The organism is Microbacterium sp. SCN 71-21, from assembly GCF_001725695.1.
In the GTDB taxonomy this organism is placed as follows: Bacteria; Actinomycetota; Actinomycetes; order Actinomycetales; family Microbacteriaceae; genus Microbacterium; species Microbacterium ginsengisoli.
The window spans coordinates 17521-31959 of the sequence record NZ_MEGA01000018.1 but is presented as its reverse complement, the minus strand read 5'-3'; the positions used below and the strand labels follow the sequence as shown (position 1 = coordinate 31959).

15 protein-coding genes and 4 tRNA genes are annotated in these 14439 nt (G+C 69.7%); 7 read left to right on the top strand and 12 right to left on the bottom strand.

From position 1 onward, the window contains the following. Window positions 1–101: 101 nt before the first annotated feature. The gene (gene thrS, locus ABT08_RS04240) at window positions 102–2108 is read right to left on the bottom strand and encodes a threonine--tRNA ligase (RefSeq protein ID WP_288114069.1); all 2007 of its coding nucleotides are present in this window, start codon (window positions 2106–2108) and stop codon (window positions 102–104) included. A 189-nt stretch (window positions 2109–2297) separates the two neighbouring features. Here thrS and ABT08_RS04235 point away from each other — a divergent pair, with 189 nt between their 5' ends. Further along, window positions 2298–3446, top strand: coding sequence for an ArsB/NhaD family transporter (locus ABT08_RS04235; protein WP_288114068.1), 1149 nt, complete (start codon window positions 2298–2300; stop codon window positions 3444–3446). Between the two features lie 4 nt (window positions 3447–3450). On the opposite strand, the gene ABT08_RS04230 is transcribed toward ABT08_RS04235, so the two are convergent. From ABT08_RS04230 to ABT08_RS04205, 6 genes are all read right to left on the bottom strand, one after another. Beyond that, window positions 3451–4068, bottom strand: coding sequence for a DNA alkylation repair protein (locus ABT08_RS04230; protein ID WP_288114067.1), 618 nt, complete (start codon window positions 4066–4068; stop codon window positions 3451–3453). Further along, a complete protein-coding gene (locus ABT08_RS04225) occupies window positions 4065–4574 on the bottom strand; it encodes a glycine cleavage system transcriptional repressor (protein WP_288114066.1) in 510 nt (169 codons plus the stop codon). Before ABT08_RS04225 ends, ABT08_RS04230 begins: the two co-directional genes overlap by 4 nt. Window positions 4575–4583: 9 nt before the next feature. Continuing rightward, complete coding sequence (locus tag ABT08_RS04220) at window positions 4584–5108, bottom strand: GNAT family N-acetyltransferase (RefSeq protein ID WP_056518577.1); 525 nt, start codon at window positions 5106–5108, stop codon at window positions 4584–4586. Between the two features lie 72 nt (window positions 5109–5180). Then, a tRNA-Val gene (locus ABT08_RS04215) sits at window positions 5181–5255 on the bottom strand. A gap of 25 nt (window positions 5256–5280) precedes the next feature. Beyond that, window positions 5281–5354 (bottom strand) — tRNA-Cys (locus ABT08_RS04210). A 54-nt stretch (window positions 5355–5408) separates the two neighbouring features. Next, window positions 5409–5481, bottom strand: a tRNA-Gly gene (locus tag ABT08_RS04205). 150 nt (window positions 5482–5631) lie between these two features. On the opposite strand from ABT08_RS04205, the gene ABT08_RS04200 reads away from it, so the two are divergent. Next, window positions 5632–5707 (top strand) — tRNA-Val (locus tag ABT08_RS04200). Window positions 5708–5745: 38 nt separating this feature from the next. Here ABT08_RS04200 and ABT08_RS04195 read toward each other — a convergent pair. The 4 genes from ABT08_RS04195 to zapE all read right to left on the bottom strand — a co-directional run bounded on the left by ABT08_RS04195 (window position 5746) and on the right by zapE (window position 9168). Next, window positions 5746–6030 carry a hypothetical protein gene (locus ABT08_RS04195; RefSeq protein WP_056208903.1) on the bottom strand — a complete coding sequence of 95 codons (285 nt, stop codon included), beginning with the start codon at window positions 6028–6030 and terminating at the stop codon, window positions 5746–5748. A gap of 32 nt (window positions 6031–6062) precedes the next feature. Then, a complete protein-coding gene (locus ABT08_RS04190; RefSeq protein WP_235557349.1) occupies window positions 6063–6521 on the bottom strand; it encodes a type II toxin-antitoxin system PemK/MazF family toxin in 459 nt (152 codons plus the stop codon). Between the two features lie 89 nt (window positions 6522–6610). Then, window positions 6611–7903: an ammonium transporter gene (locus ABT08_RS04185; protein ID WP_056208900.1), complete on the bottom strand. Its 1293-nt coding sequence runs from the start codon at window positions 7901–7903 to the stop codon at window positions 6611–6613. A gap of 230 nt (window positions 7904–8133) precedes the next feature. Further along, complete coding sequence (gene zapE / locus ABT08_RS04180) at window positions 8134–9168, bottom strand: cell division protein ZapE (RefSeq protein WP_045248053.1); 1035 nt, start codon at window positions 9166–9168, stop codon at window positions 8134–8136. A gap of 116 nt (window positions 9169–9284) precedes the next feature. Here zapE and ABT08_RS04175 point away from each other — a divergent pair, with 116 nt between their 5' ends. From ABT08_RS04175 to ABT08_RS04165, 3 genes are read left to right on the top strand one after another with little or no spacing between them, the layout of a single operon-like run. After that, window positions 9285–10190 (top strand): sulfurtransferase, encoded by a 906-nt coding sequence (locus ABT08_RS04175; RefSeq protein WP_056208893.1) that lies wholly within the window; start codon window positions 9285–9287, stop codon window positions 10188–10190. A gap of 29 nt (window positions 10191–10219) precedes the next feature. Next, on the top strand, window positions 10220–10669 hold the full coding sequence (locus ABT08_RS04170) for a SufE family protein (RefSeq protein ID WP_056208890.1): 450 nt from the start codon (window positions 10220–10222) through the stop codon (window positions 10667–10669). After that, window positions 10666–11388, top strand: coding sequence for a dihydrofolate reductase family protein (locus ABT08_RS04165; protein ID WP_288114065.1), 723 nt, complete (start codon window positions 10666–10668; stop codon window positions 11386–11388). Before ABT08_RS04170 ends, ABT08_RS04165 begins: the two co-directional genes overlap by 4 nt. On the opposite strand, the gene ABT08_RS04160 is transcribed toward ABT08_RS04165, so the two are convergent. Further along, complete coding sequence (locus ABT08_RS04160; RefSeq protein ID WP_056208886.1) at window positions 11357–12580, bottom strand: alpha/beta hydrolase family protein; 1224 nt, start codon at window positions 12578–12580, stop codon at window positions 11357–11359. The genes ABT08_RS04165 and ABT08_RS04160 overlap by 32 nt on opposite strands. Before the next feature lie 25 nt (window positions 12581–12605). On the opposite strand from ABT08_RS04160, the gene ABT08_RS04155 reads away from it, so the two are divergent. Together ABT08_RS04155 and ABT08_RS04150 are read left to right on the top strand one after the other, a co-directional pair. Next, entirely contained in the window at window positions 12606–13193 is a 588-nt protein-coding gene (locus ABT08_RS04155; RefSeq protein WP_045248049.1) for a DUF3000 family protein, read from the top strand. After that, window positions 13186–14379 carry a ribonuclease D gene (locus tag ABT08_RS04150; RefSeq protein WP_137877876.1) on the top strand — a complete coding sequence of 398 codons (1194 nt, stop codon included), beginning with the start codon at window positions 13186–13188 and terminating at the stop codon, window positions 14377–14379. Before ABT08_RS04155 ends, ABT08_RS04150 begins: the two co-directional genes overlap by 8 nt. The last annotated feature ends 60 nt before the right edge of the window (window positions 14380–14439 follow it).

The window sequence follows — 14439 nt, the reverse complement described above, 5'->3', positions numbered from 1 at the left end:
CATCCGGTGCGGGGTCCACAGGCGCTGGAACTCGTCCGGCACACCGGGCAGATCGGATGCCGCGACCAGCGCGTCATCCGATCCGCCCGCGTGCGCCGAGGTCATACGAGCTGATCCGCCGTGTCGACGAGAGTGTGCTGCGCGATGGCGCGCAGGACCAGGGCGATCGCATCGTCGACGGGAACGCCGTTCGTCTGCGAGCCGTAGCGGAAGCGGAACGACACCGTGCCCGCGGCGCGGTCCTGCTCCCCCGCGATGAGCTGCAGCGGCACCTTCTGGGTGGTGTGCGTGCGGATCTTCTTCTGCATGCGGTCGTCGGAGTGGTCGACCTCCGCGCGCACGCCCGCCTCACGCAGGCGGCCCACGATCTCGTCGAGGTACGGCGCGTACTCCTCGGCGACCGGGATGCCGACGACCTGCACCGGGGAGAGCCACACCGGGAACGCGCCGGCGTAGTGCTCGAGCAGGATCGCGAAGAACCGCTCGATCGAGCCGAACAGTGCGCGGTGGATCATGATCGGGCGGTGACGCTCGCCGTCCGATCCGGTGTACTCCAGCTCGAAGCGCTCGGGCAGGTTCGGGTCGACCTGCACGGTCGACAGCTGCCAGGTGCGCCCGATCGCGTCACGGGTCTTCAGGTCGATCTTCGGGCCGTAGAACGCCGCCTCGCCGGGCACCTCAGTGAGCTTCAGTCCGCTCGCCAGGGCGACATTGCGCAGTGCGTTCGTGGAGTACTCCCAGAACTCGTCCGACCCGATCCACTTCGACTTCTCGTCGTCGCGCATCGACAGTTCGAGCTCGAAGTCGTCGAGACCGAAGTCCCGCAGCATGGAGATGACGAACTCGAGCACCTTCGTCGCCTCACCCTCGAGCTGCTCGGGGGTCACGAACAGGTGCGAGTCGTCCTGGGTGAAGCCGCGGACGCGCGTGAGGCCGTGGAGGGCGCCCGAGAGTTCGTTGCGGTAGACCGTGCCGTTCTCGGCGAGCCGCATCGGCAGGTCGCGGTAGCTGCGGCCGCGCTCCTTGTAGATGAGGATGTGCATCGGGCAGTTCATCGGCTTCAGGTAGTACTCCTGGCCGGCCTTGGTGATGGTGCCGTCGGCGTCGCGCTCCTCGTCCATCGTGATGGGCGGGAACATGCCGTCCCGGTAGGTCACGAGGTGGTTCGAGGTCAGGAAGAGGTCTTCCTTCGAGATGTGCGGGGTATACACGTAGGTGTAGCCGGCTGCGACGTGGCGACGGCGGGCGTGCTGCTCCATCTCCCCGCGGACGATGCCGCCCTTCGGATGCCAGACACTCAGCCCCGAGCCGATCTCGTCGGGGAACGAGAAGAGGTCGAGCTCCTTGCCGAGCTTGCGGTGATCGCGCTTGGCGGCCTCCTCGAGGCGCTGCTGGTAGGCGCGCAGTTCGTCCTTCGTCGCCCACGCGGTGCCGTAGATGCGCTGCAGCTGCGGGTTCTTCTCGCTGCCGCGCCAATAGGCGCCCGCGATGCGCTGCAGGTCCCAGCCGTTGCCGATCGTGCGGGTGTTGGGCACGTGAGGTCCGCGGCACAGGTCTTTCCAGACGGTCTCGCCGTCGCGGTTGACGTTGTCGTAGATCGTCAGCTCGCCGGCTCCGACCTCGACCGAGGCGCCCTCGGCGGCCTCCTTCGTGCCGCCCTTGAGGCCGATCAGTTCGAGCTTGAACGGTTCGTCGGCGAGCTCGGCGCGCGCTTCGTCGTCGCTGACCACGCGGCGCACGAAGCGCTGGCCCTCGCGGACGATGCGCTCCATCTCCTTCTTGATGGCCTTGACGTCATCGGGGGTGAACGGCGCATCCGTGCCGAAGTCGTAGTAGAAGCCGTCGGTGATCGGCGGGCCGATGCCGAGGTTCGTCTGCGGCTTGATGCGCTGCACCGCCTGGGCGAGCACATGCGCGGTCGAGTGTCGCAGGATCGCCAGGCCGTCGGCGCTGTCGATCGTGACCGGCTCTACGGAGTCTGCGGCGGTCACGACCGTCGCGAGGTCCTTCAGCTCGCCGTTGACGCGCAGCGCCACGACGGATCGGTCGGGGAAGAGGGCGAAGCCGTCGGCGGGGTACTCGACGACAGCGGGTAGGGCATCAGACACAGGGAAATCTCCAGAGGATCGCTCGGTTCCAGGCTACTCAGCTTCGGGGCGCACGCGCGCCGCCGCCCGCTCAGGCGCCGAGCGTTCGCGTCGCCGTCGCGCGCACGACGACGGTCGTGAGCGGGCGAGGGCGGATGTCCATGCCGCGAGCCTACCGTTCCCAGGTTCGTTGGGGAGCAGGATGGGAGCGTGAAACTCGCGGGCGTCGGCGCCGTGCTCCTCCTGCTGTCGGCGATTGCCGTGGCGATCGGCGTGCTGCCCGCCGCGAACGCCCTCGCCATCGGCGACCGCGTGTGGCCCATCCTGCTGTTCGTCGTGGCGGTGACGGTCGTCGCCGAGCTCGCCGCGGCCGCGGGCGTCTTCGACGCCGCGGGGCACCTGCTCGTGCGCCTCAGCCGCGGCCACACGCTGCGGCTGTGGTTCAGCGTCGCGCTGCTGGCGATCCTCGCGACCTCCTTCCTCTCCCTCGACACCACCGCCGTGCTGCTCACGCCTGTCGTGGTCGCCGTCGCGCGGCGGGCGGGGCTGTCGCCGCTGCCATTCGCGTTCGCGACCGTGTGGCTCGCCAACACGGCGTCACTGGCGCTGCCGGTCTCGAACCTCACCAATCTGCTCGCCGCAGACCGGCTCGCGGGCGGCGACCCGCTGCAGTTCCTCGCGCTCATGTGGGCGCCCGCGCTCATCGCGATCCTCGTCACTGTCGCGGCGCTGCTGCTGTTCCACCGCCGTCAATTGCGCGGGCGGTTCGAGACGCCGGTCGCCCCCCGAATCGACGATGCCCCCCTGCTCATCGTGAGCGCGGCCGTCGTCGTGGTCATGATGCCGCTCCTCGTGTCGGGTCTCGCACCGTGGATCCCGGCCCTCGGAGCCGCTGTGGTCTTGACGATCGTGTTCGCTGTGCGCTCCCCCGCCGCGCTGCGCCCCTCTCTCCTCCCGTGGCAGCTCGTCCTGTTCGCCGCCGGGCTGTTCCTCGCCGTCGGCGCGCTGGAGGCGCTCGGCGGCGCCGCCGTCATCGGAGCGGTGGCGGGAGCGGGCGACGATCTGCTCGGGCTGTGGCGGGTCGCGGCATCCGCCCTCGTCGGTGCCAACCTCATCGACAACCTGCCGGCCTACCTCGCACTCGAGCAGGTCGCGCACACACCGGCGCGCCTGGGCGCGGTGCTCGTCGGGGTGAACGCCGGCCCGCTGATCACGCCCTGGGCCTCCCTTGCGACGCTGCTCTGGCACGCCCGGCTGCGGTCGCTCGAGGTGCAGATCTCGTGGCGCACCTACATGCTGCGCGGGTGCCTCGTGGCCCCGCTGGTGGTCGCCCTCGCGACCGTGCCGCTCGCGTTCTGACGCCTCAGAGGTGCCTCAGGGCCTCGCGGCGACTGAGCGGACTGAGCGGATGCGCCTCGACGTATGCGCGTACCCAGTCGGGTGCGACGCGCGCGTGGTCCCGCAGCGCCCAGCCATCGTCGAGCAGCGTCTCGTCGAGTGCGGTGCCGCGACCGAGCTGCGAGATGATCGCGATGCGTCGCAGCCACATGTCGTCATCGCCGGCCCAGGCGCGCACGAGGCGCGCCGTCTCGCGCGGTCGCACCTCGAGCTGGTCGGCGACACGGTGGGCGAGCTCGTCCACGAGGTCCCACCACTGCCCCTCGCGCACATATCGCTCGATGGTCCTCAGCAGGGAGGGGTCGTCCTGCAGTGGCCTGAGGGCGAGGATCGCGAGGGCGGCGTAGCGCTCCTCACGCACCTCGGCGCCGCTCCACAGTGCCTCGGCGGCCGCGCCCAGGGTCGCGGCGTCCGTCACACCCTTCGCGCGCTGCCGGGTGAGTCGTCGCACCTCCGGCACCGGCACACCGCGGAACGGCATCGCCGATGTCATGTACGCCTGCTGGGCGGCGGCGCGAGCGGGGTCGGCGCGCGCTCGCAGATCGGCTCGGACGCCCTCGACGATCTGCGCCGACGCGGTCATGACGCGTCGAACGTGAGATCGACCTGGATCTCCCCCGCGAGCTGCTCGAGCGCCGCCGTCGCGTCGTCGGCGACGGCAGCGGATGCCGCGTGCGCGGCGATACTCGCCTCGAACAGCGTCCCTCCGGCCATCGGCGCATCGAACACGCTACTCGTGAACGCGTCGATCGTGAGGCCGCGCACGCTGAGCGCGCGGGTGACGTCGTTCACGATGCCGGGACGGTCGTTGCCCAGCACGGTGAAGGTGAGACGCGACCCGGCGGGGTCGGGAGCGTGTGTCGTGAGGTGCACCGACACCCGCAGTGCGGGAAGGTCGGCCAGGGCCGTCGTGAGGGCGTCGACCGCGTCATCGGCCACCTCGACGAGCACGATCCCGGCGAACGCGCCCGCGAGCTCGGCGAGTTCGCTGCGCTGCCAGTTGCCGCCATAGGCGGCGACGGTGTGTGCGAGGGACTGGACGATGCCGGGGCGGTCGTCGCCGACGACGGTGAGCACGAGCTGAGCCATGCGCCGAGCCTAGGGTGCGGACGGTGCGGCTGTCAGGGGCTCCCAGAAGTGTCGTGTCCACACGCGTACGTGGAGGCGGACTCCGCGGTACTCCGAGTCGCGTTCGTCCAGGGCGGTGAACCCCGCAGCGCGGCACACACCGTTCGAAGCGTCGTTCTCGATCGAGGGGAAGGCGACGATGAGCGACCGCGGCGCCGCGATCGTCGGGGCCATCTTGACGAGTGCCCGCAGCGCCGCCCCGGCGTATCCGTTGCCCTGCCACGGCGGGAGCACGTGCCAGCCCGCTTCGTACACCGGCGCGCCGTCGAGGTCGCTCGGCCAGAAGCCGATACCTCCGATCGCGGTGCCCTCCCGCTCGATCGCGAACATCCACGCTTCCCCCGCCGCGGTGAGGCGCAGATACTTCGCGTGTCGCGCCCGGACCTCGTCGTCGGTCTCGGGGCCGCCGAGGTACACGGTCATCTCGGGGGTATTCGCGGCGATCAGGACGGGCAGGTGGTCATCGCGCCAGGGGGTGAGGGAGACATCCGTCATGTGACCAGTGTGCGCGGCGGCGCCGACATCCTCCGGAAACGAGAAAACCCCCGGCGAGCCGGGGGTTTCGGGTGGTGCGCGATACTGGGATCGAACCAGTGACCTCTTCCGTGTCAGGGAAGCGCGCTACCGCTGCGCCAATCGCGCCTGTTCAGGCATGTTCACTTGTGAGTGGAGGTGGCGACGGGATTCGAACCCGTGTAAACGGCTTTGCAGGCCGGTGCCTAGCCGCTCGGCCACGCCACCGTGTGGTTTGACCCCACGTGCCGTGATCGTTCGATGGAACGACCCCTGCACTCGAGCGGATGACGAGACTCGAACTCGCGACCCTCACCTTGGCAAGGTGATGCGCTACCAACTGCGCTACATCCGCGTGTTTCCCGGTTGCCCGGGGCACTCGTACGACTTTAGCCGACGAATCGGTCGACGCAAAACCGGCACGCGCGCGGGCGTTTCGCGCTCTCGGTTCGCGGCGGGCCCGCCGCATCCGGTATGCTCGACACTCGGTCCTCCGGGGCCGATCGGGCGATTGGCGCAGTTGGTAGCGCGCTTCCTTCACACGGAAGAGGTCATCAGTTCGAGTCTGGTATCGCCCACCACAGAACCCCCGCTTCGGCGGGGGTTCGTCGTTTGAGTTCTACGCCTCGCACAGGCGCGTGCGCGTCGTCCGGATGGCGATGACGAGGCACGCGGCGACCGCGATCGCCCACAGGGTCCACAGCACCGCCGTCGCCGGCGCGCCGAGCACCGGACCCGAGGTGCAGTACGAGCGTCCCGGCACCGACGAGTCGTAGCATGCCCCCTGCGTCAGGCCACTCACCGCCCAGAGCGGCAACGCGACGGCACCAGCGACGGCGGTCCAGATCCACGCCCAGATGACACCGCCCAGCCCACGGCGATCGGACGCCTCGTGCTCCCCCATGCCGCGAGGCTAGCCCGCCGCGCAGCTCCCGGCTAGATGCGCCAGCCGTACCGGCGCTGCAGCTCCGCGGCGACGCGGCGGAACGTGCGCGCGTCGAGCGCCGCGGCTTCGCGGCGCACCGCCGCATCCGGCACCCGGTACAGCTGATCGAGATCGAGCCACGACTCGCGCCGGGCGGCATCCCATGCACCGCTGCCGAGCGAGACGTACTCGCGGTCGCCGGCGTGGGACTTGCTCGTCAGCTTCATCGCCCACGCATGACCGCGTCCGGCGCGGCCGATGACGAGCACCGGCCGGTCCTTCCCCTGACGCGGGTTCGCCTGGAACGGTACCCAGGTCCACACGATCTCTCCCCCGTCAGCCGTGCCGCCGGGAGACGGCGAGTACGCGACGCGGATGCCGCGTGTCGTGCGTATGTCGACCTCTTCGGCGCGAGCGGGGCGTCCGGTGAGAGCGCGCACCAATCCGCGGAGCAGTGTCGAGAAGGCCACATCCTCACGCTAGCGGAGCGCGCCCGCCGGGGAACGCCGAAGAGCGCCGCGGCCGAAGCCGCGACGCCCTTCGGGACGATCGGTGAAGGTCACTCCGCGAGTGCGTAGCCCTCTTCACCGTGGACCGTGGTGTCGACACCGGCGATCTCGTCCTCGTTCTTGATGCGGAACCCGATCGTCTTCTCGATCGCGAAACCGATCACGAAGGCGACGACGAAGGAGAACACCAGCACCGTGGCTGCGGCGATCGCCTGCAGGATGAGCTGGTCCCAGCCACCGCCGAGGAACAGGCCCGTGCCCGTGGCGAAGAAGCCGAGGTACAGCGTTCCGATGATGCCGCCGACGAGGTGGACACCCACGACGTCGAGCGAGTCGTCGAAGCCGAGCTTCCACTTCAGCTCGATCGCAATCGCGCACACGCCACCGGCGATGAGGCCGAGCAGGAGCGCCCAGCCCGGGTCGAGGTTCGCGCACGAGGGGGTGATCGCGACGAGACCGGCGACGGCACCCGAGGCGGCGCCGACCGAGGTGGCCTTGCCGTCCTTGAGCTTCTCGACGATGATCCAGCCGAGCACGGCCGCAGCCGTGGCGCCGAGCGTGTTGATCACGATCAGACCGGTCGGCGAGCCGACGGCACCGATACCCGCGAGGATCGCGCCGTTCGCCGACGAGGTGCCCTCGGGCGAGACGAAGAAGGCCGAGGCGCCGGCGTTGAAGCCGAACCAGCCGAACCACAGGATGGCGGCACCGAGCAGCACGAGCGGCACGTTGTGGGGCTTGGTGATGCCCTTCTTGAAGCCGACGCGCTTTCCGAGCACGAGTGCGAGCGCGAGCGCCGCGGCACCGGCGTTGATGTGCACCGCAGTACCACCGGCGTAGTCGATGACCTCAACGCCAGCGTCCTTGCCGAACAGCGTCGTGCCGAGGTTGAAGATCCAGCCGTTGGTGTTCCAGACCCAGCCGGCGACCGCGAAGTAGTCGATCGTCGCGAACAGGAACGCGAAGATCATCCACGAGCCGAACTTGGCGCGGTCGGCGATGGCGCCGGAGACGAGCGCGACCGTGATGATCGCGAACGTCGCGCCGTACGAGACGGCGGTCAGGTTGACCGATGCGGTCTCCGGGGTGTTGGCCATGGTGGTCAGGCCGAAGTCGCTGAAGGGGTTGCCGAGTACGCCAGGCCACCAGTCGGCGGTCTGCATGTTGAATCCGTAGAGGATCCAGAGCACGGCGATGAGGCCCATTGCTCCGAAGCTCATCATCATCATGCTGACGACGCTCTTGGCCTTGACGAGTCCTCCGTAGAAGAACGCAACGCCCGGCGTCATGAACAGCACTAGCGCCGTTGCGGCGATGTACCAGGCGAGACTTCCGTTGTCCATGAAATCCTCACTCATGTGTCGTGTTACAGGACCCTCGGCAGAACGCGCGGGAGAGCGTAGCGTCGGGTGCCGCCAGTCTCGCGAGAGCGGGTTTCGCCCGGTATGCGCCTCGTGTTTCCGGCAGGTAACAGTGCACAGGCCCGCGTTAACATCACGTTTCGGGAGTCGCAGAGATCTCGAGGCATGACCGTGAGGTTCCCGTGCAGCTGCGCGGGAGCGACCGGGAGTCGTCAGGAATGCGTCAAGGCGTTCAGGCGAGAGATGGCGCGCAGGTACTTCTTGCGGTATCCCCCGCCGAGCATGTCCTCGCCGAAGACCCGATCGAGGGCGACTCCGGTCGCACGGATGGGCACCTGCGCGTCGTAGGCGCGATCGACGAATGCGACCAGTCGCAGGGCTGCGGACTGGTCCTCCAGCGTGACGACGTCGCGCAACCCGATGGTGGCGAGACCGTCGATGAGGCGGATGTAGCGCGACGGGTGCACCCGGGCCAGGTGCGCGACGAGGTCCCCGAACGCGTCATCCGAGACGAGACCGGATGCCGCGGCATCCGCGATCGCCACCGTGTATGCCTCGTCGTCGAGCACGACCGCGTGGCCGTCGAGGGCGCGCTGGCGGAAGTCGACGCCGTCGATGCGCAGCGTCTCGAAGCTGGCAGACATCGCATTGATCTCGCGCAGGAAGTCCTGGGCGGCGAAACGGCCCTCGCCGAGCGCGTTCGGAGGCGTGTTGGATGTCGCGGCCAGCCTGGTTCCACCGGGAACCAGCTCGCCGAGGAGACGGGTCATCACCATCGTGTCGCCCGGGTCGTCGAGCTCGAACTCGTCGATGCACAGCAGGTCGGCGCCGCGGAAGAGCTCGACGGCCTTTTGATAGCCGAGTGCGCCGACGAGCGCCGTGTACTCGATGAACGAGCCGAAGTACTTACGGCGGGCGGGCATCGCATGGTAGATGGACGCGAGGAGGTGGGTCTTGCCCACGCCGAACCCGCCGTCGAGATACACCCCGGGTTTTGTGGGCTCGATCTTCGGCGCCTTCGAGAAGAGCCCCCGACGCACCGGTGCGGCCGCTCCGCCGCCGGAGAAGGCGATCAGCTTCTCCTTTGCCGCCTGCTGCGACGGATAGGCGTCATCGGCGCGATACGTCTCGAAGGTCGCTCCGTCGAACTGGGGCGGGGGGACGAGGGCGGCGACCATGTCCGCGCCGCTCACGTCAGGGGTGCGGTCGGTGAGGTGGATGACGCCCGTGGTCACGGCGGCTGCCATTCGTGCCCCTGTCATTTTTCGACGCAACAGATCCGCCCCCGCTGCACCGACGTAGGTTGGCGGGGACGCGAACAACCCTAACGCCGTCACCCACCCGTCATTTCCGAGGAGCAGCGATGTCCGTCGCACCCGACACCGACAGCCAGAAGTTCGCCGAGTATGCGCACAGCGACCGGCTGGTGAGCACCGCGTGGCTCGCCGAGCACCTCACCGACCCGGGCCTGGTGGTCGTCGAGTCCAACGAGGACGTCCTCCTCTACGAGACCGGCCATATTCCCGGCGCCGTCAAGGTCGACTGGCACACCGAGCTCAACGACCCGGTCGTGCGTGACTACGTCGACGGCGCGGGCTTCGCCGAGCTGCTCAGCCGCAAGGGCATCTCGCGCGACGACACCATCGTCATCTACGGCGACAAGAACAACTGGTGGGCCGCCTACGCACTGTGGGTGTTCTCGCTGTTCGGCCACGAGGACGTGCGCCTGCTCGACGGTGGCCGTGATCGCTGGATCGCCGAGGGCCGCGACATCACAACCGCGCCCGCCGAGCGCGCCGCGACGTCGTATCCCGTCATCGAGCGCGACGACTCCGTGCTGCGCGCGTACAAGGAGGACGTCCTCGTCCACCTCGGCAAGCCGCTCATCGACGTGCGGTCGCCGGAGGAGTACTCGGGCGAGCGCACGTCCGCCCCCGCCTACCCCGAAGAGGGCGCCCTGCGCGCCGGCCACATCCCCAGCGCGGCGAGCGTTCCGTGGGCCAAGGCCGTGGCCGCGGACGGCACCTTCAAGTCGCGCGCCGAGCTCGACGCCATCTACCGTGACGAGGCGGGACTCGGCGACGCCGATGAGGTCATCGCCTACTGCCGCATCGGTGAACGCTCGAGCCACACCTGGTTCGTGCTGAAGCACCTGCTCGGCATCGAGAACGTGCGCAACTACGACGGCTCCTGGACCGAGTGGGGCAGCGCCGTGCGGGTTCCCATCGTCACGGGTGCCGAGCCGGGCGCGGTCCCCCCGCGCGCCTGACGTTCTTCCTGCGTGCGAGGATGGGGGCGATGTCGGACTCTGACGCGCTCCCGCCCTCGCTCGCCGAGGCGCGCGACGCCTTCCTCGAGCTCTCGGACCCCGAGCGCCTCCAGTTGCTCCTCGAGTACTCCGAGGAGCTCCCCGAGGTGCCCCCGGCCCTGCAGGGCCATCCCGAGATGTGCGAGCGTGTGGCGGAGTGCCAGTCCCCGGTCTACATCTTGATCGAGGTCGCCGACGGCATCGTGACGATGCACGCGATGGCGCCCGCCGAGGCGCCGACGACCCGCGGCTTCGCCAGCATCCTCGTGCAGGGGATCTCCGGTCTGACCGTCGCCGAGGTGCTCGCGATCCCCGATGACTACCCGCAGACCATCGGGCTCACACGCGCGGTCTCGCCGCTGCGCATCGCCGGAATGTCGGGGATGCTCCGGCGCGCCAAGCGCCAGGTGCACGAGAAGTCGGGTGCACTGGCGGGATGACCCTGCTCGAACTCGAGCCGCGCACGCTCCGCGCGTTCGACACCCTCGCCCCCGGCACGCGTGAGGCACTGCGTCATGTCTATGCGCCCACGGCCGACCGCTTCGTGCGGCTCAACATGATCACGAGCCTCACAGGAGCGGCCGCCGGCGACGACGGCACGAGCGAGTCGCTCACGAACCGCGTCGACCGTCTCATTCTCGGCATCATCCGCGAGCTCGCCGACGTCGTCGTCGTCGGCGCGCAGAGCGTGCGGGCAGAGGGGTACATCGTGCCCCGCCGTGCGCGTCTGGCGATCGTCACGTCCAGCGGAGACCTCACCGGCCACCGCCTCGCTCTGGCCGAGGGTGCCGCGAGCGATCAGGTGATCGTGATCTGCCCCGCCGATCGCGCCGATGCGATCCGCTCGCATCCGGATGCCGCGGGCATCACTGTGCTGCCGGTGCCCGGACCCGCACCGCTGTCCCCGCGGGACATCCTCACGGTCCTGGCGGAGGAGGGCCATCGCCGCGTTGTCTGCGAGGGTGGACCGTCGCTCGCGAGCCAGTTCGCGGCGGCCGGAGTGATCGACGAGTACTGCCTCACGGTCGCGCCCGTGCTCGAACCCGTCAGTTCGCCCTTCCTCCGGCTGGCGCGCGATCAGCGCGTGGCCACGCGGGTCGTCGGCCACCTGGTCGACGAGACGGGGTTCACGTATCTGCGCCTGCGTCCCGCGGGATGAGCGCGTGCGCGTCGAGCCACGATTCGATCGCCCGGCTCCAGCGCTCCTGGTCGTAGTTCCAGAGCTTCGTGTGGCGGGCGACGGCGAAGACCTGCAGGTCGACCAGGTCGGGACGGGCGTCGGCGAGCTGGTGCGACGCCTCCGAGGGAACGAACCCGTCGTCGTCGCTGTGAAGGATCAGAATCGGATGCCGCAGCTCCTGCGCCCGTGCCACGACGTCGAGGCGGTCGAACGGGATCGGCGCTCCACTGCGAGTCAGGGCGGCACCCCACTCCGACTGCAGCGCGGTGAGCGCGAGCTCGGTGACCGGCTCGGGCAGCCCCATCTCCCGACCCTGATACCGCAGCACGACCCTCCAGTCGACCACCGGTGACTCCAGGATCACGCCCACGATGCGATCACGGTGCGCCGAACTGAGCTCGAGCTGCAGAGCGATCGCGCCGCCCATCGACCACCCCATGAGGATGATGCGCTCTGCCCCGTGGCGGCGGGCGTAGCCGACCGCGGCGTCGACGTCGCGCCACTCCGTCGCGCCGAGCATGTACGTGCCCGTGCGGCTGCGCGGTGCCTCGCCGTCGTTGCGGTACGACGTCACCATCGTCGTGATGCCCAGACTGTGGAGCAGAGGGACCGCGCGCAGGCACTCCGCCCGCGCGGCGCCGCGGCCATGGATCTGGATGCACCAGACGTCGCTGCCGCCGTCGGCGGGGAAGATCCACGCCGGGCACGGCCCCACGGCGGAGCCGATGAGTGTCGACCGGTAGGGCAGATGCAACTGCTCGGGACGGTCGTAGTACCACCCGCTGAACGCGGCGGGGTCGGCGAGCTGTGTGCCCGTCGGCACCTCGGTGAGAAGCTTGCGCTTGACCGTGCCGGCATCCGCCTGCAGGACCGAGCCGAGCTTGAGGTACTCCTCGGCACCCGTCGTGAACAGACCGTATCGTCCGGGCAGTTCCGTGTCGGGCGTGCGCGTCAGGGTGATCGTCTGGGCGGCCGGGTCGAGCGCGACGATGGTCGTGTCGGGGCGCCGGCGCGAGGGAGTCACCACGAGTCGCGCGATGCGTCCGGCCACACCGGCGATCGCCGCGAGCGAGAGTCCGAGCAGCACGCCGAGCGCGACGATGAGGGTGCGCAGACCGAGAGAGACCGCGGGTGAGGCGCCGCGCGACGCGGCGCGCCTTGAGCTTGCCATCGAGGCTTCATTCTAGTCTGTCGTCGTGGTCGACCAGGCTCCCGCGGCATCCGCGTCGTTCGCCGCCGCGCTTGCCCAGCTGCATGCCGCGGACCTTCGCGACGACCTCGTGACCCGCGAGCTGCCCGCCCCGACGGGACTCGCCCCCGAGGCGTTCGCCCTCGCAGGCGACATCCGTCCCGAGCCCGGTGCGCTCGACTCCGTCTACGGCACGGGTCGGTTCGTGCTGCTGCACGACCGGGAGGAGCCCGACGCGTGGGGCGGTGCGTGGCGCATCGTCTGCTATGCGCAGGCGCCGCTCGAGGTCGACATCGGCGTCGATCCGATGGTCGCCGAGGTGGCCTGGGCGTGGTTGCTCGACGCGCTCGACGAGAACGGCGCGGCCTATCACTCCCCCTCCGGCACGGTCACCAAAACCGTCTCGCAGGGCTTCGGCTCGTTGGCCGCCGAAGGCTCCGGCTCGCAGCTGGAGCTTCGCGCGTCGTGGACGCCCGACGGCCCGTTCGACGCGCACGTGCGTGCCTGGGCCGAGGTCGTCTGCATGCTCGCCGGTCTCCCGCCGGGCTCTGAACAGGCCCCCGTGCTGAATCCCCGAGGACGTGCCCGTGCCTGACTACGACGTGATCTCGACGACCGAGGGACTGGATGCCGCGGCCGCCGTGCTCGCGGCGGGAACCGGTCCGATCGCTGTGGACGTCGAGCGGGCCTCCGGGTTCCGCTACAGCCAGCGCGCCTACCTCGTGCAAGTCTTCCGACGGGATGCCGGTGTCTTCCTGTTCGACCCGCCGGCATTGCCCGATGCCTCCGTGCTGCAGGCGGCTCTGAATGACGAGTGGGTGCTGCACGCGGCGAGCCAGGACCTCCCGTCGCTGCGCGAGTGGGGCCTCGTGCCGCAGCGCATCTTCGACACCGAGCTCGCGGCCCGGCTCCTCGGTCACGAACGCGTGGGGCTCGGTGCGATCGTCGAGGAGACCCTCGGGATCACGCTCGCGAAGGCGCATTCGGCCGATGACTGGTCGACGCGTCCGCTGCCGCAGTCGTGGCTGGAGTATGCGGCGCTCGATGTGCTGCATCTCGTCGACGTGCGCGACATCCTCGTCGACGAGCTCGCTGCGCAGGGGAAGACCGAGCTCGCGGCCGAGGAGTTCGACGCGGTGCTGCACCGTGAGCCGAAGCCCGTCCGCGCCGACCCGTGGCGCCGACTGAGCGGACTCCACACCCTGCGCGGGCGCCGCAACCTCGCGATCGCCCGCGCCCTGTGGACCGCGCGTGAGGAATACGCGCAGCAACAGGATGTCTCCCCCGGCCGGCTCGTGCCCGATCGCTCACTCGTCGCGGCCATTCAGGCGAACCCCGCGACCAAACGCGCCCTCGCCGAGGTGAAGGAGTTCACCGGCCGCGCCAGCCGCACCCAGCTCGACCGCTGGTGGGATGCGATCGAGCGGGGTCGCGCGGATACCGACCTTCCCCCCGACCGCATTCCGGGCGACACGCTGCCGCCGCCGCGCGCGTGGGCCGACCGCGCCCCCGAGGCGGACGCGCGGCTGAAGGCGGCGCGCCCGGTCATCGAGGAGCGTGCGTCGAGTCTCGGAATGCCGACGGAGAACCTGCTGACGCCCGAGCTGCTGCGCCGCCTGGCGTGGGAGCCGCCGGTTCCCGCCGACGCGGACCACATCGCGGCCGCCCTCGCGGCGGGTGGGGCACGCCGCTGGCAGATTGCGCAAACCGCACAGCTGATCGCCGAAGCCTTTGTCGTTTCCGCGCAAAACCCGGCGGAGCCCGCCGAACCGGCATCGTAGGTTCGAACCAACCGATTTCGTGAGACGCAGTTCCACCTTAGGCTGGACTCGATCCCAGAC